The organism is Bifidobacterium longum subsp. infantis ATCC 15697 = JCM 1222 = DSM 20088 (assembly GCF_000269965.1).
GTDB classification, from domain to species: domain Bacteria; phylum Actinomycetota; class Actinomycetes; order Actinomycetales; family Bifidobacteriaceae; genus Bifidobacterium; species Bifidobacterium infantis.
In genome coordinates, this window is record NC_017219.1 from 275428 (window position 1) to 297597 (window position 22170).

At 58.0% G+C, this 22170-nt stretch carries 21 protein-coding genes, 1 tRNA gene and 1 pseudogene; 16 read left to right on the forward strand and 7 right to left on the reverse strand.

From position 1 onward, the window contains the following. Positions 1-48: 48 nt before the first annotated feature. The 4 genes from BLIJ_RS01210 to BLIJ_RS01225 all read left to right on the forward strand — a co-directional run bounded on the left by BLIJ_RS01210 (position 49) and on the right by BLIJ_RS01225 (position 3955). Positions 49-801, forward strand: coding sequence for a type 1 glutamine amidotransferase (locus BLIJ_RS01210; RefSeq protein ID WP_012576677.1), 753 nt, complete (start codon positions 49-51; stop codon positions 799-801). 148 nt (positions 802-949) lie between these two features. Then, positions 950-1237: a phasin family protein gene (locus BLIJ_RS01215; protein WP_012576678.1), complete on the forward strand. Its 288-nt coding sequence runs from the start codon at positions 950-952 to the stop codon at positions 1235-1237. Then, positions 1234-3054 (forward strand): ABC1 kinase family protein, encoded by a 1821-nt coding sequence (locus BLIJ_RS01220; RefSeq protein ID WP_012576679.1) that lies wholly within the window; start codon positions 1234-1236, stop codon positions 3052-3054. Before BLIJ_RS01215 ends, BLIJ_RS01220 begins: the two co-directional genes overlap by 4 nt. Before the next feature lie 64 nt (positions 3055-3118). After that, positions 3119-3955 (forward strand): YggS family pyridoxal phosphate-dependent enzyme, encoded by an 837-nt coding sequence (locus BLIJ_RS01225; RefSeq protein WP_012576680.1) that lies wholly within the window; start codon positions 3119-3121, stop codon positions 3953-3955. A 75-nt stretch (positions 3956-4030) separates the two neighbouring features. Here the strand turns inward: BLIJ_RS01225 and BLIJ_RS01230 are convergent, their stop codons facing one another. Further along, positions 4031-5044 (reverse strand): ribose-phosphate diphosphokinase, encoded by a 1014-nt coding sequence (locus BLIJ_RS01230; protein WP_012576681.1) that lies wholly within the window; start codon positions 5042-5044, stop codon positions 4031-4033. Positions 5045-5302: 258 nt separating this feature from the next. On the opposite strand from BLIJ_RS01230, the gene rpsF reads away from it, so the two are divergent. The 6 genes from rpsF to BLIJ_RS01260 all read left to right on the forward strand — a co-directional run bounded on the left by rpsF (position 5303) and on the right by BLIJ_RS01260 (position 7827). Beyond that, entirely contained in the window at positions 5303-5593 is a 291-nt protein-coding gene (rpsF, locus tag BLIJ_RS01235) for a 30S ribosomal protein S6 (RefSeq protein ID WP_003828111.1), read from the forward strand. Between the two features lie 56 nt (positions 5594-5649). Next, positions 5650-6309 (forward strand): single-stranded DNA-binding protein, encoded by a 660-nt coding sequence (locus BLIJ_RS01240; protein ID WP_012576682.1) that lies wholly within the window; start codon positions 5650-5652, stop codon positions 6307-6309. A 60-nt stretch (positions 6310-6369) separates the two neighbouring features. Then, positions 6370-6618, forward strand: coding sequence for a 30S ribosomal protein S18 (gene rpsR / locus BLIJ_RS01245; RefSeq protein ID WP_007051545.1), 249 nt, complete (start codon positions 6370-6372; stop codon positions 6616-6618). 19 nt (positions 6619-6637) lie between these two features. Continuing rightward, complete coding sequence (gene rplI / locus BLIJ_RS01250; protein WP_012576683.1) at positions 6638-7084, forward strand: 50S ribosomal protein L9; 447 nt, start codon at positions 6638-6640, stop codon at positions 7082-7084. Positions 7085-7287: 203 nt separating this feature from the next. After that, a tRNA-Lys gene (locus BLIJ_RS01255) sits at positions 7288-7361 on the forward strand. Positions 7362-7590: 229 nt separating this feature from the next. Then, positions 7591-7827: a transposase gene (locus BLIJ_RS01260; protein WP_003828118.1), complete on the forward strand. Its 237-nt coding sequence runs from the start codon at positions 7591-7593 to the stop codon at positions 7825-7827. Positions 7828-7874: 47 nt separating this feature from the next. Here BLIJ_RS01260 and BLIJ_RS01265 read toward each other — a convergent pair whose 3' ends face one another. The 4 genes from BLIJ_RS01265 to BLIJ_RS01280 form a co-directional block, all read right to left on the reverse strand. Then, complete coding sequence (locus BLIJ_RS01265; RefSeq protein ID WP_003828119.1) at positions 7875-8567, reverse strand: hypothetical protein; 693 nt, start codon at positions 8565-8567, stop codon at positions 7875-7877. A gap of 25 nt (positions 8568-8592) precedes the next feature. Continuing rightward, positions 8593-9297, reverse strand: a complete 705-nt coding sequence (locus tag BLIJ_RS01270; protein ID WP_003828120.1) for an ABC transporter ATP-binding protein — start codon at positions 9295-9297, stop codon at positions 8593-8595. A 1-nt stretch (position 9298) separates the two neighbouring features. Beyond that, complete coding sequence (locus BLIJ_RS01275; protein WP_231837847.1) at positions 9299-9907, reverse strand: ABC transporter permease; 609 nt, start codon at positions 9905-9907, stop codon at positions 9299-9301. A 158-nt stretch (positions 9908-10065) separates the two neighbouring features. Next, on the reverse strand, positions 10066-10992 hold the full coding sequence (locus tag BLIJ_RS01280) for an ABC transporter ATP-binding protein (protein WP_032744903.1): 927 nt from the start codon (positions 10990-10992) through the stop codon (positions 10066-10068). Positions 10993-11546: 554 nt separating this feature from the next. Here BLIJ_RS01280 and BLIJ_RS01285 point away from each other — a divergent pair. The 3 genes from BLIJ_RS01285 (at position 11547) to BLIJ_RS01295 (ending at position 14666) form a co-directional block, all read left to right on the forward strand. Next, entirely contained in the window at positions 11547-12149 is a 603-nt protein-coding gene (locus BLIJ_RS01285; protein ID WP_012576686.1) for a response regulator transcription factor, read from the forward strand. Between the two features lie 11 nt (positions 12150-12160). Then, positions 12161-13327, forward strand: a complete 1167-nt coding sequence (locus BLIJ_RS01290) for a sensor histidine kinase (RefSeq protein WP_013140531.1) — start codon at positions 12161-12163, stop codon at positions 13325-13327. Positions 13328-13544: 217 nt separating this feature from the next. Then, complete coding sequence (locus tag BLIJ_RS01295; protein WP_229773788.1) at positions 13545-14666, forward strand: MFS transporter; 1122 nt, start codon at positions 13545-13547, stop codon at positions 14664-14666. 105 nt (positions 14667-14771) lie between these two features. On the opposite strand, the pseudogene BLIJ_RS14080 reads toward BLIJ_RS01295, so the two are convergent. Then, positions 14772-14942: pseudogene (locus BLIJ_RS14080) on the reverse strand (IS30 family transposase); the annotation flags it as partial. 319 nt (positions 14943-15261) lie between these two features. Between BLIJ_RS14080 and BLIJ_RS01300 the strand changes: the two are divergent. The 3 genes from BLIJ_RS01300 to BLIJ_RS01310 all read left to right on the forward strand — a co-directional run bounded on the left by BLIJ_RS01300 (position 15262) and on the right by BLIJ_RS01310 (position 19385). Beyond that, positions 15262-16479, forward strand: a complete 1218-nt coding sequence (locus BLIJ_RS01300; protein ID WP_012576689.1) for an MFS transporter — start codon at positions 15262-15264, stop codon at positions 16477-16479. Between the two features lie 109 nt (positions 16480-16588). Next, positions 16589-17938, forward strand: a complete 1350-nt coding sequence (locus tag BLIJ_RS01305) for an alpha-L-fucosidase (protein WP_012576690.1) — start codon at positions 16589-16591, stop codon at positions 17936-17938. A 712-nt stretch (positions 17939-18650) separates the two neighbouring features. Then, the gene (locus BLIJ_RS01310; protein WP_012576692.1) at positions 18651-19385 is read left to right on the forward strand and encodes an MIP/aquaporin family protein; all 735 of its coding nucleotides are present in this window, start codon (positions 18651-18653) and stop codon (positions 19383-19385) included. 83 nt (positions 19386-19468) lie between these two features. Here BLIJ_RS01310 and BLIJ_RS01315 read toward each other — a convergent pair whose 3' ends face one another. Then, entirely contained in the window at positions 19469-22135 is a 2667-nt protein-coding gene (locus BLIJ_RS01315) for an HAD-IC family P-type ATPase (protein ID WP_012576693.1), read from the reverse strand. Positions 22136-22170 lie beyond the last annotated feature (35 nt).

A 22170-nucleotide genomic window follows, 5' to 3' on the forward strand; every position in this document is an offset into this window, starting at 1 on the left:
GAATAAGACTTCCCCTTAGCGGGAAGACATCGACAAGGAGAACGCGACATGGCCAGAACAATTGATGTAGTGTCCCTGTATCCCAAAGACATGAACATCTACGGCGATTCCGGCAACGTGCTGACTATCCGCCGCCGTCTGGAACTGTACGGTTACGAACCGGTCGTTCACCAGTACAATCAAGGCGACGACTGGCCCGACCAGGTGGACCTTATTCTGGGAGGCGGCGGCCAAGACACCGGCCAGAAGAAAATCATCGACGACTTCTACCATCGCGCCGACCTGCTGCGTTCGCTTGCCGCAGACGGTACGCCGATGCTGATGATCTGCGGCCTGTACCAGCTGTTCGGCGAGTATTTCGAGACCGTGGACGGCACCCGTCTGGATGGCATCGGCGTTATCGGTGCTTATACCGTGGGCCAGAACGTGCGTATGATCGGCAATCTTGTTGAGCATTCCGACCAGTTCGGCGATGTGATTGGCTACGAGAACCACTCCGGCCAGACCTTCCTGCGCGAAGGCGTTCAGCCACTCGGCACCGTCGATCAGGACAGCCGAGGCAACAATGGCGAAGATCATACCGAGGGCGCGCGCGTGCACAACGTGATCGGCACCTACATGCACGGCTCGTTGCTGCCTAAAAACCCCGCCATCAGCGATTTCCTTATCGAAACCGCCGTGACTCGTCGTTACGGTACGTTCGATACGTCCGATCAGGCCCCCGAACAAGCCAAGGAGCTCGCCCGGCTCGATCAAGTAGCCACCAACGCGCGCAAGGCTGCCGCCGAACGTCCTCGGTGAATTCTCGGTGAGTCCTCGGTAAGTACCAATCAGCGAAAAATCAGTCGAAATCAGTCTGAGGGTCTAGTACATTGCCCTGTTGTTTGCGCTAGGCTTGGTGGTACGAGACATGGCACCAGGCCATGTCGGACCTCGAAGGAGGGGTATCATGGCTGATTTTAATCTTTTGGGTGATGGCCTGCGCAAGGTCCTGCTGGCGGGCATCGGAGCCCTTGCCACCGGATATGAGAAGAGCAGCGAGCTCGTCGACGAACTCGTCAAGAAGGGTGAGATTACGGTCGAGCAGGGCAAGGCGCTGAACACCGAGCTCAAGCGCAAGGTGAGCGAGACGGTGGATGACGCCAAGAAGGCCGCCGCCGAAGCCGGCGACAAAGCTGCTGCCGCAGCCGACACCAGTGCCGCCGACAAGCCCGCTGACGAGGGCAAGGCCGAGTGACCAAGCCCACACGCACTACGCCGGAATCAGAGTCGACCCCGCTTTCCAGCAGGGTCGACCCTATTCTGACGCCTGCGAAAGCCGAACGTGAGGCGGCGGCGAACCGGTCCGTCGACACGTCGGACACGCTCAAGCAGACCGTTACCAAGGCGACTCCGAGCGTATCCGACGAAACGCTGGCACTGTTCGGACGCAGGAACGATTTCGCCACGCGCTACCATCTGACGCACCGTGGCAAGATCAAACGACTGGGGCAGATCACCAGAATCGTCAAGCAATTCGACGTGCTGCACGGCCTGACTCCGGTCAAGATGCGCCTCATGTTCGAGGCGCTCGGTCCCACGTTCGTCAAAGTGGGCCAGATTCTGTCGATGCGCTCCGAGATTCTGCCGCAAAGCTTCTGCGACGAACTCGCCAAACTGCGCGCCGACGCCGACCCAATGCCGTATTCCACGGTGTTGGATGTGCTTGCCGCCGAATACGGGCGTCCCGCCGACGAGGTGTTCGCGCATATCGACCCCAAGCCGTTGGGCTCTGCTTCACTGGCGCAAGTGCATCGCGCCACGCTGAAAACCGGCGAAGATGTGGCCATTAAAGTGCAGCGCCCGGGTGTACGCGAAATCATGGCCCAGGACGTCTCCATCATGCGCTCCATAGCCAAGGCCGCCACTAAGGTGATTCGCACCTCACAGATCGTGGACCTGAAGGGCGTGGTCGAGGAGCTGTGGGACACCTTCGAATCGGAGACTGACTTTCTGATCGAGGCCCGCAATCTCGCCGAATTCAAGCGTTTCGCCGCCCGATTCAAATACATGGACTGCCCGACGGTGTACGCCGAACTGTGCACCGAGCATGTGGTGGTCATGGAGTACATCGACGGCATCTCCGTCTCCCACCCAGGCCAGCTCATCGACGCCGGTTATGACTTGAAGGAGATCGGCACCAAGCTCGTCGACAATTACGCCACACAGATTCTCGACGACGGCTTCTTCCACGCCGACCCACATCCCGGCAATATCCTCATCCGGGGCGGCCAGATCGTACTTATCGACCTCGGTATGACCGGTCGGCTCGACCAGCGCACCCGTGCAGTCCTCAAAGAAATGATTTTCGCCGTCGCCAAACAGGATTCGCCCGCTCTGGCCGAGGGGCTGCTGCGATTTGCCGGCACCGAGGCCGATCCGGAGGACTATCCCGCGCTATTGGCCGATCTGGACGTGATCGTCAAGGAATTCGGCACCGTGGATCTGGCCGAACTGGACATTGCCGCTTTCCTGACCGCACTGACGCAGATGGCCGGCCGCCACAACATCGAGGTGCCCAGTACGGTGACCACCGTCGGCCGCGCGTTGGTTACGCTCGAAGGCTTACTGGACGAGTTCATTCCTGATGTGAATATGATCGAAATCATTTCCGACCATATCGCCACGTCGAAATCGCTGAAGAACGCCACCAAAGACGAGATCAAGTCGCTGGGCGTTGAGGGGCATCAGGCTTTGCATGCCACGCTCGGCACCATGACCGAACTCAAGACCGTGGCCCGTATGCTGACCCGTGGTCAGTTGCGCGTCAACATGGAACTGGTCGGCTCCGAAGAGCCGTTCCAGCTGCTTTCGGATATGGCGAACCGCCTGACCATGGCGTTGATCGTGGTGGGACTGTTCATCGGCTCGTCGATTGTCTACTACGCCGGCATGAAGCCGATTATCTTCGGCATTCCGGTCATCGGCTTCATGGGCTACGTCGTGGCCTTCGCCCTCGGCGTATGGATCGTCATCGACATCTACTTAAAGGGCCGCAAGACCAGGAAGCGATGAGGCGCCGGCGCAACGCCTTCCCGTATGGGTATGATGGAATGTCGATTCACCGGGGAGAACAGCAATGACGGCATACATGGAGCATAAGGACCTGACGAACGAGGTCATCGAGCGCGGGCGCACGAATGAGATCGCCGATGGCGTGCATCGGGTGCTCGACCGTATCGCCGAGGCTGAGGCCGTCGCCGGTCGCAGGAGCGGGTCGGTGCGGCTGCTGGCCGCCACCAAGACCCGTGACGTGGGTGAGATCCTGGCCGCGATCGACGCCGGTGTGCGCTGCATCGGCGAGAACCGTCCCCAGGAGGTCACCGTCAAGGCCCCGGGCCTGGCGAAGCGCCTGGCCGAACGAGGGTATGCGCTGGGCGTGGTCCGCGACGCCGCTTCGGGCGATGATGCCTTGGCCGGGGCCGGACGGCATGTCCCGTTCCATCTCATCGGCCAGTTGCAAGCCAATAAAATCGGCAAGGTGTTGCCGGCGGTGGACACCATCGAATCCGTGGATTCCATCGAACTGGCGGAGAAGATCGCCCGCCGCGCCACCATGCGCGGCATCACGGTCGGCGTGTTGCTGGAGGTGAACGAATCCGGCGAGGAATCGAAGTCCGGCTGCGCACCCAGCCACGCCATCGACTTGGCTCAGCGCATCGGTGCGATGGGCGGACTGCGCTTGCAGGGTCTGATGACTATTGGTGCCCATGTGGATGATGAGCGCACGATTCGTGCGGGCTTCGCGCATCTGCGCCGCACTCGTGACCAGATTCTTGCCTCCGGTGCCGAAGGCACGGCCGACTGCACCGAACTGTCAATGGGCATGACCCATGACATGGCCTACGCCATCGAAGAAGGCTCCACCATCGTGCGCGTCGGCACCGCCATCTTCGGCGAGCGCGCTTTCATCTGATTGGAGCTATACGGAAAAACGCCGCTTGATCAATAGCCAAGCGGCGTCTTTTCGTAAGGATTTTCGGCGTATCAATCACGCATAGATATTGCGCGGACGCATGTCTTCGGGCAGGCCGTCGAGCAGAATCGCCACAGAACCTTCCTCGAACACGGAGCGAATACCCGCGGCCAGCAGCGGTGCGCAAGACAGCACGGTCATATTCGGCAGGCGCTTCTCTTCAGGAATCGGCACGGTGTCCATAAACACGATTTCATGCGCGCCGCAGTTGGCCAGTCGCTCCACGGCCGGGCCGGAAAGCAAGCCATGAGTGGCGACCAAGGTCACCGACTTGGCGCCGGATTCGTTCAGTGTGCGCACGGCTTCGCAGATAGTACCGGCGGTATCGACCATGTCGTCGATGACCACGCAGTTGCGGCCGTCGACATCGCCGATAATGCCATGTGCCTCGGCATGGTTCGGGCGGGTGATATCACGCTGTTTGTGGATGAACGCCAGCGGCAGATTGCCTAGCTTGGCGGCCCACTGTTCGGACACCTTGATACGGCCGGCATCCGGGGACACGATGGTGGTGTTGCCCAGATCAAGGGTGGAACGCACGTAATCGAGCAGCACCGGCATGGCGGTTAGATGATCGACCGGACCATCGAAGAAACCCTGCTCCTGAGCGGCGTGCAGATCGACCGTCATAATGCGGTCGGCACCGGCGGCGTGGAACAGATCGAAAATCAGACGGGCGGTGATGGGCTCACGACCGCGGTGCTTCTTATCCTGGCGCGAGTAGCCGAGGAAGGGCGCCACCACGGTAATCGACTTGGCGGAGGCGCGCTTCAAAGCGTCGATCATGATGAGCTGTTCCATGATCCACTTGTTGATATCGCCCGAATGACACTGCAGCACGAACACGTCCGCACCACGCACCGGTTCGGTGAAACGCACGTACATCTCGCCATTGGCAAAGTCATAGGACGTGGTTTCGAGGATTTCGGTTCCCAAGCATTCGGCCACCTTCTCAGCTAGCTCGGGGTAGGCGCGGCCCGTGACCAATACGAGTCGTTTATCCGGAGTGCCTTCAAGAATCGCCGACATGCTTTCGCATCCTTTTGTGTTGCAGTGTTTTTAGCCTTAACCAGTGTACTAGCACCCCACCGCAGCGCGTGCCGTGAAGTGGGGCTGTGTTGTAAGAGTGCTGCAATCGTTGATGAACATGCGGCACTGTCCCGCCCTGACCATAAGATGGGTAAGTTGCTCACAGGGTGAAGTGCATCTGCATCGCCCTATGATTAACACGCATACACACTCCTGCCACGGAACGTCCGTGGCCGAATAGTCCGAAGGAGGTGGGTGATGTCTGCGCACAAGTACGAACTGATGTTCATCGCCGATCCTGAGCTGGATGAGCGCGGTCTGAAGAAGCTGACCGAGCAGTATCTGGAACTCGTCACCAAGGAAGGCGGCTCTTTCGATGAGCCCGATTACTGGGGCCGTCGCAAGCTCGCCTATGAGATTGCCGGTAAGACCGAAGGCAACTACGTCGTGGTGAAGTACACCGCCGAGCCCGCTACCAGCGATGAGCTCGACCGTGTTCTGAACCTCAACGAATCCGTGATCCGTACGAAGATCCTTCGTAAGGGCTGAATCAAGCGTTTAGTCAGCTGAACAGCTGGTATTCAAGGTAAGTAAGAAGGACCGTTATGGCAGGCGAAACCGTCATCACCATCGTGGGCAACCTCACTGCGGACCCCGAGCTGCGCACTATCGGCAGCGGCGCGACCGTGGCGAGCTTCACGATTGCTTCTACCCCGCGAACCTGGAATCGTCAGACCAACCAGTTCGAGGATGGTCAGGCGCTGTTCATGAGGTGCGCCGCTTGGCGTGATCTGGCCGACCACTGCGTCCAGTCCCTGAAGAAGGGCATGCGCGTGATTGCCACCGGTCGCCTCCAGCAGCGTTCCTATCAGGCACAGGATGGTTCCCAGCGAACCGTCGTGGAGATGCAGCTCGATGAAATCGGGCCCTCCCTGCGTTACGCCACCGCACAGGTGACCCGCCAGTCGTCCGGTCAGGGCGGCTTCCAGGGTCGTTCCGGTGGTCTCCAGGGTGGTCAGCAGCCCAATCAGGGCTATGGCAACCAGGGTGGCCAAGGTGGTTATGCCGGTGGCCAGGGCGGTTACAACGGTGGCTATCAGGGTGGTGGCGCTGGATACTCCCAGCAGCCTGCCGCTCCCGCCAACCCGTCCGCTCCTGCGGCCGACCCGTGGAGCAATGCCGGTGCATCTGATGCCGGTAGCTTCTCCACGTTCGGCGCTTCCTCCGATTTCGGCGGCGGCGACGATTCCGACCCGGAGTTCTGATCAGTACTTACCTCCCCGCTGCCAGCAGCAATCAATATCAAGATTTATAAGGAGAACATCATGTCACGTAAGAGGCCGCAACCGCCGGTCAAGCCGTTCAAGAAGAAGCCGAACCCGCTGAAGGCCGCCAAGGTCACCGAGATCGATTACAAGGACGTCGCGCTGCTGCGCAAGTTCATTTCCGATCGCGGCAAGATTCGTTCCCGTCGTATCACCGGCGTGACCGTGCAGGAACAGCGCGAGCTCTCCAAGGCGATCAAGAACGCCCGCGAGATGGCCCTGCTGCCGTACGCCACCTCGGGTCGCTGAGTTAGGGAGGCTTTGAACAATGGCTGAAACCAAGGTTATTCTCACCAAGACCGTGTCCAACCTGGGCCACTCCGGTGACGTTGTCGACGTGAAGGCCGGCTACGCCCGCAACTACCTGTTCCCGCAGGGCCTCGCTTTCGCGTGGACCAAGGGTGCTGAGGCTCAGATCACCGCTATGAAGCGCGCTCGTCTGGCCAAGGCCGTCGCTACCCGCGAGGACGCCGTCGCCGCTAAGGCCGCCATCGAGGGCACCACCGTCGAGATCGCCGCCAAGGTGTCCGAGTCCGGCAAGCTGTTCGGTGGTATCTCCAACGAGGCCATCGCCATCGCTCTGTCCGACAAGGCCGCGGTGAACCCGAAGGCCATCGAGGTCGAGACCATCAAGACCACCGGCGATTTCCCCGCCAAGGTGGCCCTCCACCCGGAGATCACCGCTTCCTTCTTCGTGAAGGTCGTGGCCGAGTGAGTCATTCCGGCCTAGTGCTGGAATCACACAGACCAAGAGTCTGAGCTTAAGCATCATCCCCCGTGCGGTTCGCGCCGCATGGGGGATTTTTGTATTGGTGTTTAAAAACGCTGGAAATAGGCGCGACACGCCGAGAGTTGCATCCGCTTCAAATCTGAGTATATTTAACACCTGTTGCAAGGAACACTTCAACATCTAACCAAGCCCCTGTAGCTCAGTTGGTTAGAGCAGCTGACTCTTAATCAGCGTGTCCAGGGTTCGAATCCCTGCGGGGGCACAGTTCGGAAGGCTCCGGTCGATTATCGGCCGGGGTCTTTTTGTTTTCCGGCTTAATTCTGCTGATGAAATCCTCATCCTGGCGATAGTAGGTATCGTCGGTCAGATCGCTAATGGTTACGCCGAGTTCTTTAGCGGCGAGATACATCTTCTTCGGTCGAATTTCTGATCCCCCGTTGGGCCGTTGGCGGCACCGGGATCTCGGCTGCTGGAGGGTGGGGCCGGCCGCCATGATGCCGCGCGTCGACTGCCCCATGTGCGGCGTGGTCGTCGCATCGGCGCCGGGGGGCGGAGCCCGGCGGCCGGTTCACCCGGGCTGTTCGAACGCGGGGCTCGAGGCGTTCAACAACGGGATCAAGGTCGCCATCCGCATGGCCTACGGCTTCCACCACGTCACCAACCTCATCGGCCTGGTCATGCTCAGATGCGGCGGACTCGACATCCGACTGCCACAACCCGCAATCTAACCCACGAAAACAGCATAAGCCTTACTTTTTCTGGGGATGTGCATTGGTCAAATTACGTCTTCTTTCGTGATATGTCGAGCTTTGTTGATTGTTGCGCAGAGCGCCGTAATCGCAAAAACGAGGCAGGTTCCGATTTCGATGACAACCGTCCAGCCTTTGGCGTCGCTGTTGGCAAAGCCGTTGGCGGCTATGGAGCCGAGGATGATTGCCGCTACGATTGCGGTGACGCCCGAGCCTCGCAGCAGTCCAATCAGCCCGCTGATGACGCTTACGCTGGCGGATAGTATGGCAACGCCGAGAGCTTCGACCATCATGCTTGCCAATGCGGGGAGACGGGAACCGTCTCCGGTCAATAGTGCGTAGGGAATCAGGGGCGCCGACATGCCTGCCCATGTGGCGAGGAACGTGCCGGACCAGATCATCGCGTTTTTCACCAAGAACAATGGGGCTCTGCCACAGGGCCATGCATAGGTGATTACGCGGCCCGTGCCGGAGTAGGCCGGAATGATGATACGGGCGTAGTGGGCGGTTGAGGCGATGGAGCAGCCGGCGGTGGCGACCGCGCAGGTCACGGCCACCGTTAAGTCGGAAACCAGGAAACCGAGATGATCGACTCGGGCGATACCCACGATCCTGAAGAACAGCAGCGACAGCGAGCTGCCGATAAGAGTGGCGGCCAGTAGAAACAGGTAGAACCTATACGAGGTGTATTGTCGTTCGATGCGGTAGACATCCAGCATGGGACATGCTCCTTGGTTGTTTGTGTTAGTCCTGAGTGTGGCGGAAATAGTAGGATTCCAGATCGCTGATGTCGCTCATGGCATGTTGCGCTTTGACGGAACCGTGATTGATGACGATGACCTGGTCTCCGATGGTTTCGAGTTGGGCGAGCATGTGCGCACTGATGATGGCCGTGACTCCTCGTTTGTTCTCTTCCCGGATGATGCGGCAAAACAGCTTCATACCCGTGGGGTCTAACCCGTTCATCGGCTCATCCAGGAGCAGGAGCGTGGGATGATGCGCCAGGGCCGTTGCCAGTGCAAGGCGCATGCGGTTGCCCATGGACAAGGTATCGGCCGGTAAATCCCCCATGGAGGCCAAGCCGACCCGTTCCATTGTTTCGTCGGGGGACCAGTCGCATCGCATGAACGCTAGATGCTTGTGGAGGATGGCCCGTACGCTCATGCCTCGCTCGAAGACGGGAATGCCGATCAGCATGCCGACCTGTCTCAATAGCATGTCGCGGTTCTCGGGGTTCATGATACGGCCGCGGATATTAGTTTCACCTTGGTCGGGGGCGATCAGGCCACCCAAGGTTTTGAGCAGCGTGGTCTTACCGGCCCCGTTCGGGCCGATCAGGGCGATGGTTTCTCCGGGATACGCGCTGAATGATATGTCGTTCAGGACCGGTTTCCCGCCGATAGTTTTCGACACCCTGTTGCAGTAGAGAGTTGCCGACAGTGATTTCATTTCATCTCCTTTTGGATAATCCCGCAAGGCAACCGGCCACGCCGGTAAGACACCATGCGAAGACTACGAATAAATCAATCGAATGGCTTATGTTGCTACCGGGGAATGCGGCATCGGTGAGCATTCGGTGCATCGGTACGAAGGGCATCCAATCATGAATGGTAAGAACTATTGATGGTAATTTGTCGGACGGGTATAGAATCGGTGCGAACAGCATTGTTGCTAGCATGATTAGCTGACCGACAACCGTTACTCCACCGCAAGGTAGCCCTATAGCCAACATGTACCCCAATGACAGGTTCCCCAATGCACAGAGAAGTAACATCATGACTAAATATGAGGTCGCCATCTGTATGAGTCCAAATTTCATTGTTGAGGCAACGAATCCGGCAACGACACCCGGAATGGACACCGCAATCCAGATAATGAAGTCAGCTATCAGGAGACAAATCCTCGGTACCGGCAAATTACGCTGATATTCAAGTAATCCTTCGGAAATGGATTCCGATAATAGCTGCGGAGCAATAGTGCACCCCACCGCCACCAGACCAAGCTGCCATACACCTGCAGAGAGTTGCTCAGCCTGACTGGTGGTGAGACTTCCCATCATCAGAGTAAGACCGTATACGATTGCTAGCGCAAATACTGTCTGTACCATGGTGAAAGCGATAAATAGATATCTATGCCGTACAAAGCTCCATTTTAATAGAGATGTGAGCATTCGCGCACCGCATATAAGCCGCGATTTATTCAGTCCACTCTCACTTATCATCGGACGTCGATTATCCTTTCATATGCTTCGCGCAACGTGCCGTGTTGCACCGAGAACGACAGTTCTGGCTCATCGCCCATCAGCATGTTCAGCCGGCTCAGTAGCATTTTGGCTTGTTCCGACGAGCAGACATAGCGTAGCCGACCGTCCTCAGCCAGTACCGGAGTTGCAGCTAATTCCGTCAAAACCAAAGAGGGATCCGCAGTGTTGACTTCGATCCGTATAAGTTCGTCAATAGAAGTGAGTTGGCGTGGTGACGCATTACATACGAGGCGACCGCAGTCGAAGATCAACAAATTGTCGGCCACCGAACCTATCTCATCTAGATTGTGAGTCACTACAAGTATTGTTTTGCCTTGGTCGGCTTCCTGCCGGAGTATTTTCCATACTCTGCTTCGACGAATCGGATCCACATCGTTGGTCGGTTCGTCCAGCAGTATTACGGAAGCCTCCTGAACGAGAGCCATCCCCAAAGAGACTAGGCGTCTGCAGCCACCAGATAGATTCTCTCCTGCGACATGCGAATATTGCTCAATGTCCAGACGACCCAAGAAGTCATTCGTTAGGCGAACCGCACGACGACGAGATATGCCACGCATGCCGGCTGCGCAGCATAAAGCCTCGACAGGAGTGACCCCGCGCAAAGGGACATGTGGCTGCGGCATATACGCGCATAGACGTCTCAGCTCGGCTGCATGGGATATTTCTCTTCCGGAAAAAAGTATGGTTCCAGAAGTCGGTTTCACTGATCCGCAAAGCGACCCGAGTAACGTGGTCTTACCTGCACCATTATGTCCGAGAACTCCTGTAAGTGTCCCTTTGGGCAATGAAAAACTGACATCCCGCAGCGCCCATACGTCGGAAGAGAATCTCCCGAACCGCTTATTTAAATCTCGCACGGATAAACTACAGTATTGCTCCATTTCCACCTTCCTATCGTTTACACTTCAAGTAAGCCAATAGTCAAAGCAATGGGCCTTTGCTCTGCTCCCCGGACTGTTGTTCCCGTCCATTTGAGCGGGTATTCGTTAGGTTACGGAGAGTCTCGCCATGAGCCAAGGTCTCATCCTCGAAAATGAGGATTATCCGCTGCTGACAGGCCGTCGATGTACCTTGCAGGCCTTGGCAGATGATGGGATGGCAGGCGTGGCCTTGCTATCTGCATCGATGTCAACAGCCATCTGTGGTGTTTCTAGGGGGCATATCGGGCGTCAACGTGTTTTGAGCCTGCGTCCTTCTCGCTTTAGCACATGTGCCGATTCCCGGATGGGGAACCGCACTACGAAATTTGGCCTACACATCAAGAGGCGCCGTGAAATCGGCCGCCGGCTTAGACCGAACTCGTGTAGCTGTCGAGGCGGCCATTGGAGAGAACATGTATCATATGCGTGTCAGACTTCCGATGACCCTTGGATGTCCGTTCCTGTTTCGCCACATTTTAGGGGGATTCATGAGATCTTCACCGACACTCTTGATCATGGATAACGACCGGCTGGCATTGCGATTGCTTTCAGCCAGTCTCAAACGCCTACTTCCCGGCTGTACGGTTCTTGCACCAGTCGATACTGGCGCTGAGGCCATAGCCGTCTGTACTTCGCATCACTGTCCGGATCTGTTGTTGGCGGATGTCTCCATGTCTGATATCAACGGATTGGTGGTGTGCCGGACGATTAGAAAAGAGAATTGGAAGACATCCGTACTCATGATGACATCATTCAGCGTCGCCGAATATGCTGCAGAAGCGGTGGCTTCGGGAGCCCAGGGAATCATACATAAGGACAATCCGAAAACAATCGCCGAGGCTTTGCTGCAGATAAAGGAAACAGGAATCTGTTCTGATCGTTTTCTGAATGCCCACGATTCGTTTTTGCGGCTGAAGTCAGAGAAGAACAAGGATCTGTCCCCTCGTGAAATGGAAATCGTTGATCGATGGGCGCGAGGGAGATCGATGTCCGACATAGCGGAGGAATTATCGATCGGTCAGACCACGGTGCGGACCCATCTTGAACATGCCGCGTCCAAGCTGGGGGTAGCGAACAACCGTGCATTGATTTCCGCCTGGATGCATCTCAATCGCTGATGAGGATTTCCATGAATACGGCGTTTACGTTTCCGTCAAAAATAATTCGGCGCTATGTGGCACATCCCTGCTTGTCCCTTCTGTCGCTGCTGGGGCTGTCTCTTGCCCTGATGGAGATAATCCAGATTGGTCCCATGCCTCTTCTGCCGGCAATGCTCTATGGAGTGCTTGCGGTTTCCTTTGTCCTTCTTCCTGCCATTGGAGGCCAAGCATGTTGGGCCATCATTGTTGCAGGTTCCGTGATCTCCATCTCCCTCACTCAGGACAGTCCCTTCGTTATCAGCGGCATGCTCATCGCTCTCGGCATTCTTGCGTTCTCCGGAACCGTGCCTGAATGGCTGATCGCAATGCTGATTTGTTCCTGTACGTATATAGCGCGAAGCGTTATGGTGGAGAACTTCAATGTTTTCGTTTCCGTGTCGGTCACGGTCATGTTCTTGGCCAGCTTGCTTGCCGGCAGATTGGTAGCGCTTCGCCAACAGGCTTTTATCAGAGAAGAGCAAAGGCTGAAATTGCAGATTGAGCTTCAGCAGCTTGATTATATGAGGCAAAAGAATCGTCTTGCGATACAGATACATGATTCCTTGACCAATAATCTTTCGGATATCTCATTAATGGCCCGGGTTCATATCGATGAAAACATACCTGACAGCGATGATTGGGCAATCGTTCTTGAACATAGTCAAGAGGCGTTCACGCAAGTGCACGACATCATAGACATCCTTTCCTCGGAAGACAAGGACGCGAAATCAGAAACGACGTTCATGGTTGAACTGCGTAATCTGCTGGATGAAAGATGCAGCCATCTTCATGCGCTGGGGTATGACGGAAATACGGCCATCGACGGATGCTGCATCAAAGCTTCGCCGGAAGAAAAGGAAGAAGCGTTATCCCTGATAAGAGAACTCTGCAACAACATACAGCGTCACGGTTCCCCACGCAATGGCTCGTTCGAGTTGCTGGTCAAGCTATCACCATCGTCAATGGAAATTAGCGAGATGAATGATATTGCAGCCGGATCGGCGCTGACTGCATTCGAACAATCGGGAAGGGGCCTTTCACTGCACTCAAAACGAATACAGGAAATGGGAGGCGAACTTAACTATAGAAGCGATGATGGATTGTGGGTGCTCTACGCCAAAATTCCGCTGAGTCATATGGAGACAACAAAAACTTGAAACCAAGTACAGCGAGAACTTTTAAAAAACAACAAATAATCCATCACAGATTAATACTCCAGTATGACGAATACAACAATCAAAACGCGGAAATATCATTTTATTTTGTATTACTCGGAGGAGGAGCCAGGTAATGATTCAGCGCTATAGTCAAGGGACGTCAGCAAGAAGAATCTTCCCCATATTGCTGATTGCGGAAGGATTATGCCTATCGGGCATGAGCGTGGATCTGACAATCACCTCACTGACCGGTTCGTCCCTCGCGCCAGCACCATGGATGGCAACATTCCCGATAGCGTGCATATTCATCGGTACGGTGATCGGCACACCGGCAATGGGACGCTTGGTGGGGCGATTCGGCTATCGGCAAGTATTCGTCTTCGGCGCCCTTCTAGCCGTCTTGGGTGGAATATCCTCAGCCACGGCTTTGCGATTCCACCAGTTCCCATTGCTCTGTATAGGGACGTTCTGTGTGGGCATATACCAGTCGGGGACGAACTACTACCGGTATGCCGCAGCCGATTCCATGCCCGGCAAAGAAAGCAAGGCAATCAACGGAATCCTATCGGCAGGAGCCATAGCAAGCATCATCGGCCCGGTTCTGGCGACATTCTTCGGCACTGCGACCAACATCGAATACGAGGGATCATATTACGTCGTCAGCGTGCTCGCCGCCTGCGCGGTAATCGTGCTGCTGGCGCTCCCGAAAATTCAGTCGCCAACTCCCGCGCATATGCGCGACAAAGCTACCGCGAGCACAACCCCCAATTATCCGGCATTGCTGACCCGACCCCGGTTCGTGCTGGGCGCGACCATCAGCTTCGTCGCATCATTCGTCATGGTGCTCGTGATGAGCGGCGCACCCATAGTCTTGGAGAGCACGTTCTCCCAAAACGCGCAAACCAGAATGGTCGCCATGCAACTGCACATGGTCGGCATGTACCTGCCAACCCTGTTCGCCATCTTCATTTTCCACAAGAAAAACAGCGAAATGGCGCAGGCGTTGACGGGGTTGATCATCGGCATGCTCGGCACAGTCGTCGCACTCGCCGCGTCGGCTTCGTATGCCGTCACTCTGGATCTGCTGCTGATCGGAATATCCTGGTCGCTGTGCTACGCCGCAGGCAGCGCCCTGTTGACAAAATCCTATACGGAGTCGGAACGTTCGTGGGCGCGAGGCGTCGGCGAACTCGCTCCCGTATTGGGACAGGTGCTGGGAAGTGTGCTCGCTGGCGTGCTGCTGGCCGCGGGGTGGAAAACCGTATTCGTCACCGTGCTGGCGATGATCGTATGCGCGCTCATCGCCATGGCAGGATATCGCAATAAAATCAAGTCATGAGCGCAAATGACATGTCCTTAGACGACATAGCCTAAGGACGTATATTGTATACCGTTGCAAACTAGAACAAACTAGCTTGCAACGGCGAGCGAGGAACCAACCCTAGTCCCAGGTCAGCGAGTTCCTCGGGAGCTTGAGCAGGTATTGCATTTTCCGGATGACGGCCTGCTGGACGTGTTCGGCGTCGTGCCCGTCGGACGGGTGCAGGAGGATCGTGAATCGTGTCGAGCGTTCCACGAGCGTGCCGATCGCGCTTTTGTTGGCCGCGCCGCGCACATCTCGCCACGCGTCGCGTACTCCACACCCTCGAACACCCACCTGTTCACTTGGCCCTCCCGTCAGTCAGCCAGGCGTTGCGACGATCACTGGAACCCGCCACGAAAGTTTTTTGTCGGGGGGGGGTAGCTTTTCCTAGTGACGGCAGCCGGATGGCGTGCAGTCGGCAAGATACAGAGAAGTATGTGCAATATACGGAGAAGTATATGAATGCGATAAGTATTGCGCTTCCATTCAGACAGTGGAATTACTTGCGTTGTATGGCGAAAGACGACGCCGTCTTCCGCCGAATGGAAAATAGAAAGAAACGAGTCTGACAATGGCATTAGATGTTGGCAAAGCGTTGAAATCCAAGACCTTGGTGGTCGGCGTCTTGTCGATGTCGTTGCTGATGTCCGCCAGCAATGCAGTCAGCGGCACCATACCGGCGATGAAGGAGGCGTTCTCCGACTATTCCGCGGCGAACGTCGAACTGCTGACCACGGTGCCGACGATCGGCTCGATGGTCGGCACGGCATTGACCGGCCTATTCGCCAATGCCATCGGCAGGAAGAAAATCGCGATGGCGGGATTCCTCATATCCGCCGTCACAGGCGTGATTCCGGCGTTCTTCCCGTACTATTGGCCGATTCTCATATCGCGTATGTTCTTCGGCTTCGGGTCGGCGCTGTTCGTCACCTTGAGTGTGTCGTACATCACCGACCTGTATGACGGCGATATGCAACGCAAGCTGCTTGGGTGGAGACAGGCGGTCGGCAATCTTGGCGACGTCGTGCTGCTGTTCGTCGCCAGTCTGCTGATCACCATCAACTGGCAATCCACGTACCTCATCTTCTTCCTGTTGTTCGTCCCCATGGTGCTCGTGGGCATGTTCATTCCGAAGGAGTTCGATAACTTCAGCATTCGCAGCGCGCTCGTCGACGATGAGGGCCACGTCGTCGACAAGAGCGCCTCGCAGAAGCAGACGACGAACTGGCAGGTGCTGTGGCTGGCGTTCATCTTCCTGGTGGTCTCCATGCTTTACAACGTCATGTCCATCAAGCTCGCCAGCTATGTGGTCGATGAAGGCATCGGTTCCGCATCGCTCGCCACATTGATCTTCAGCTTCCTCGTCGTCGCCACCATCCTCTCCGGCGTGTTGTTCGACAAGGTCGCCAAGGTCACCAAGCGCCTGACGGTGACCATCTCCGAAGTGGTCATCGGCATCTGTTTCATCGCCACTGCGCTGACGAAGAACGTGCCGCTGATGTTCGCCCTGGTGCTGATTGCCGGCTTCGCATGGGGCATCATCAACCCCGCGCTGACCGCACGATTCGTGGACTACTCGCCCGCGCACTCGATGAACCTGACCACGTCCATCGTGATTATCGGCATCAACATCGGCTGTCTGATCTCCCCGTACTTCTTCGCGCTGACGGCAAGCATCTTCGGCAATTCCTCGGCCGGATTCGCCATCATCGTCGGTGGTGCGCTCTACCTCGTGATGGTGGTCATCGAGCTGATCACCCTCAAGGTGGACAAGAAGCTCACGGTGTGATTCCCGCGGCGACGGAGCCGTACCGGAACCGGACGACGGCAATCAACGACCAGCAACCAACAACCAGCAACCAATCAGACACACAGACAACGAACAAAGGAGTTTCAACATGGTGTTGTTCATGGCCAATCCACAGCGTCCCAAGATGTATGAGAAGTTCGTGCACGATACACCCGAATGGTTCAAGGGCGCCGGTCTCGGCATCTTCGCCCACTGGGGTTCGTATTCGGTGCCGGCATGGGCGGAGCCGATCGGTGCGCTTGGCACCTTTGACGATCCGGTGTACTGGAACACCCACTGCCCGTATGCGGAATGGTATTGGAACACGATGAGCATCAAGGGCTCGCCGGCGGCCGAGCATCAGAAGGAAGTCTACGGTGACATGCCGTATGAGGACTTCATCGACATGTGGAAGGCCGAGGCGTTCGACCCCGCGGACATGGCCGACCTGTTCGCACGCGCCGGTGCCCGGTACTTCGTGCCGACCACGAAGCATCACGAAGGCATCACGCTGTGGAAGGCCCCCGACAACGATGGGTGGAATACCGTGGACCGTGGTCCGCATCGCGATCTGGTCAAGGAATTCGCCGACGCCATGCGCGACAAGGGACTGAAGTTCGGCGTGTACTACTCCTCGGGCCTCGACTGGCACAAGGAGCCCAACATGCCGATTCTCGGCGACGGGGAATACGGGCCGCAGAGCGAGGACTACGCCCGCTATATGTACTCGCATGTGATGGACCTCATCGACGAATACCAGCCGTCCATCCTGTGGGGAGATATCGACGTGCCGAAGATCTCGGAGGAGGACAACGATTTCAGCGTGGCCCGACTGTTCGAGCATTACTACGACGTGGTGCCGGATGGTGTGGTCAACGACCGCTGGGGCCTGACCCATTGGGACTTCCGCACCGTCGAATACGAACAGGGCAAGGAGCTCATGGGCAAGGGCATGTGGGAGATGACCCGAGGCATCGGCTACTCCTTCGGCTACAACCAGATGGAGGACGCCGACTCCTACATGACCGGTCCGGAGGCGGTGAAGTTGCTCGCCGACGTGGTCTCCATGGGCGGCAACCTGCTGCTCGACATCGGCCCCGACGCCGCCGGACGCATCCCCGAACTGCAGCGTCAGTGCCTCGAGGGCATGGCCGACTGGATGGACGTGAACTCGCCGAGTATCCATGATGTCGAACCGGTGCCGGAAGCCTCGCCTTCCGGAGAGGGGGACGGCGAGCCATGGGTCCGTTGGACCGGAGACGGCAAGAGCGTCTATGCCGTCGTCGATGCTGCGGGCAGGGTTCCGCTGCGCATCGCCGCCGATGCTGTGGACGCGGATTCCGCCGTGACGCTTGGCGGATCCGCAGTCGCCGTGGACGCCGACGGCGACGTGCTGACCGCCGATGTTCCGGCCTCGGAAGTGGCGGGGCCGCAGGTCGTGCACTTCGTCCGTCGCTGACGGATTGCGCTGAAGGTGCCGTATTCGATATACAGCTATATTATCGGATGCGGCACCTTGTCATATGCGCGCGTACAGGGTAGAAAATGGGCATCGTTCCTCCTTGGAAAGGTATCGAGGATTTCCCCTCCCGAAAACATAATTAGACAATATGTCTAATAAAAAATTATCCGTCCGGACGCAAGTTTTCAAGTCGTCGTCGGGCGTGCGATTCCGTTTCCTGGGACATGAAAAAACATTCACGGAGATCCCGGTTCAAACACTTCCTTCCCTGATCGCGGTCCATCATGGAAGCCGTCATGCGCGGCGACCACGGAAGGAAGAATCATGACGGCAAGCAAACCAACGAACGTCCTCGAAGGCAATCTCGCGTCGGAACCGAAATACCGGCAGGCCAATAGCGAGAAACAGGCGCGACTCGGAATACGATCCGCCGAAGAACAATAAAAGAGGTGAAGCCCGTATCTCGCAACCACTGAGATTCGAGGTCGCTTCGGCTGATTCCGGTGGCTTTCTGGGCATTGCATTCGGCTGGACATTCGACATCGCATCCTGCCGGCATTTCGTCGTGGGGCAAAGTGTACAATCGCCACGTTTGCTTTCGCGCCCAGCGTAAATCGCGTCGCCGGCTCCGCGAACGGATTTCCAATCACACAGAATGCCGTGAACAGTCAGCCATGCCTGTTGCGCGGCGAAGAGAAAAGAAGAAGCAGTGGATTATCCTCTCTTTACCAAGCTGGCCGCCGAGTTCTTCGGCACCGCCATTCTGATGATCTTCGGCAACGGCTCCGTGGCCAACGTCGAGCTCAAGAACACCAAGGGCCACCACGCCGGCTGGCTGAACATCGCCATGGGCTATGGCTTCGGCGTCATGTTCCCGGTGCTCATGTTCGGTGGCGTATCCGGCGCTCATATCAACCCGGCCATGACCCTTGCTCAGGCCATCAACGGCCTGTTCCCCTGGAATGAAGTGCTGCCGTACATCGTCGCCCAGCTGCTCGGCGCCCTGCTTGGCCAGCTCATCGTCTACATCACTTACTACCCGCACTACCAGGAGACCGAGGACGCCGAGGCGATTCTGGGCACCTTCTGCACCACTGACGCGGACAACAAGAAGGTCAACTACTTCCTCAACGAGATGTTCGGCACGCTCGTGCTGGTGTTCGGCGCACTGTGCTGCCTGACGCTGCCGTGGGGCAAGGCCGACGACGCCGCATCCTCCATCGTGGTCGGCTTCATTGTGTGGGGCCTCGTGACCTCCATGGGTGGCCCGACCGGCCCTGGCCTGAACCCGGCCCGTGATCTCATGCCGCGACTGCTGCACGCCATCCTGCCGATTCCGAACAAGGGTACGTCCCGCTGGGGCGAAGCCTGGATCCCGGTTGTGGCCCCGATTGTCGGTGCCATTATCGGTGTCTGGCTGTACGTGTTCTTCTTCGCCAGCTGATTCGTTGATTGATTCATGCATGCAAATGGCCTCCGCTCGTTTTGGGCGGAGGCCATTGTCGTTGAATCAGGTAAACGCAGAGACTACTGCTCCAGGAACACCTGCGGGGCCTTCATGAAGTTCGTGGCGCAGTGTTCGCCGCAGAAGTAATAGGGCTTGCCCTCATACTCGCGCGTGATCGCGTCGGCATTCACCGCCACGGTCATGCCGCACACCGGGTCGGTGGCGGTTTCGCCGTCGGTCGGGGTGACGTGGTGCATGTGCATTCCCATATCCATAGTGTTCTCCTTGTTGGTTGGATTATTGGATTGGTCGGATACGTGATTGGTTGGATTCAGCGTGGTGCGATCGTCGATGATGATGGTCGGCTCGTGAGGCGCGTTGGATGTGGTGGAGCCGGTGATGTTGGCGGCGTTGGCTGATTCGGCCGATCCGGCTGATTCGATATCCGCCGTGCTGTTGCCCGAGCCAGCGGTGCTATCGGCAGCACCCACGTTGATATTCGCCCCATGCAGCCTGTTCGCGTTCAGCACCAGGCACACCGAGCTCAACGCCATCGCCAGACCAGCGATCATCGGGCTCAACAGCCAGCCGGTGAACGGGCAGAGTGCGCCGGCGGCCACCGGAATGCCGATGACGTTGTAGCCGAACGCCCACCCCAGATTCTCGCGGATGTTGCGCATCGTGGCGTTGGACAGGTTGATGGTCTTGATGACGCCGCGCAAGTCGCCGCTCATCAAGGTCACGTCCGCCGACTGCATCGCCACGTCCGTGCCGGTGCCGATGGCGATGCCGAGATCCGCCTGGGCCAGCGCGGGGGCGTCGTTGATGCCGTCGCCCACCATCGCAATCAGAGTGCGGGATTGCGCGGCCGTGCGGGAGGCGCCATCCGCGGACTTGGCGGCGGCCTCGTCGCGTTCGCGCTGCAGTTTGGCGATCCAGTAGGCCTTGCCGTCCGGCTTGACCTCGCAGATCACCGTATCGATGCCGACTTCGCGGGCGATGCGCCCGGCTACCTCGGCCTTGTCGCCCGATAGCATCACCGTGCGGATGCCGCGTGCGCGCAACGCCGCGATGGCCTCGCGCGAGCCTTCCTTGACTGTGTCCTGCTCGTAGCTCGGCTTGTCCCAGTCGGCGGCCGCGTCCACCACGCCGCGCGTGATGGTGCCGGTCTTGTCGAACACCACGGTGCCGATGCGACGCGCCTGTTCCAGCGCCTTGGCGCTGGTGACCAGCACGCCGTTGGTGGCGCCCAAGCCCAGTGAGACCGTCACCGACAGCGGCGTGGCCAGTCCCAGCGCGCACGGGCAGGCGATGATCAGCACGCTGACCGCGGTGACCAGCGCATGCGCCAGTTGCGGCACCGGGCCCAGTGACACCCAGATGGCGAACGTCCAGATGGCGATGATCATCACCGCCGGCACGAAATACCGGGCGATCTTATCGGCCAGCTGCTGCACCGGCGCCTTGGTCGCCTGGGCGCGGGCCACCATCGCCGCGATCTGCGAGAGTACCGTGTCCGCGCCGACCTGGGTGGCGCGCATCACGCAGTCGCCCTTGAGCAGCACGGTGGCCCCGGTCACCGGATCGCCGACGGTTTTGGAGACCGGCTTGGATTCGCCGGTGATCATCGATTCGTCGATATGCGCCTCGCCGGCCACGATGATGCCGTCTGTGGGCACGCGCTCGCCGTTCTTGACGACCAGCAGGTCGCCGGTGGCGATGGCGTCGATGTCGGTGTCCGTGAAATACGCCGGATTGCGCCATTCGATGCCGTCCACATTGTCTGCGGAAGTGGCGTTGAGTTTGTGCGCGGTGCGCGGGCGCAGTTTGATGAGCGACTGCACCGCCTTGCCGGTGCCTTCGCGGGCCTTGGTTTCCAGAAGGCGGCCGACCAGCACCAAGGTGATGACCACGCCAACCGATTCGAAATACGGTTCGCGCGAGCCTTCCGGGAACACCCACGGGGCGATGCAGGTCACCAGCGAATACAGGTAGGCGGCCAAAGTGCCCAGTGAGACCAGCGAGTTCATGTCGGGGGAGTGATGCGCCAACGCGGGGAAGCCGACCGTGTGGATCGGACGCCCGCAGTAGAACATCACCGGCGTGATCAGGATGGCCTGCAACCACGGGTTCACCATCCAATGCGGCACCAGCGTGGGATTGGCCATATGCAGCATGGTGACGGCGAATACCGGCAACGTCAGTACCGCGCCCACAATCACCAGCTTCGTCAGCGCCTTGATCTCATTGGCACGTTCAGTCGCCTCTCGTCGATCGGCCTCCGCCGCATCCACGGCGGTAGGTGCCGTATACGAAGCATCAGGATGAGGAAGGGGCGTGTTCTCATCCGAGCCGTCCTCTCCCTCAACCTTCAACATCCCATGCACCATATTCATGCCGCACGCAAACGGATACTCGCCCGGCGGCAACGCCGGCAGTTCCACGTCGGTGGTGGCGTTGCCCGGCAGCATGGCGTCAAGTCCCAGATCAGCAAACACCACATGCGAGGTGCATTCGCCGGTCTCCTGCCGGTCGAAGGCTAGTGTGATCGGCGTACCCGCACGCATGCTCACCACGGCGGGGGAGTACCCGCCCTTGACGGTGATTGTTGCGGATTGGCGTTCGCCGGAAGCGTCCATGGCCCCGGCCGTTGCCTTCTGCGTTCCGAAGAAGAATCGCAGGACCAGCCATGTCAATGCGGCCGCCACTATCAGCGCCGCGACGGTCGAGAAAATGCTGAACTCCATAACTGTTCCTTCCCACTCCTGATGTACTGAACAAC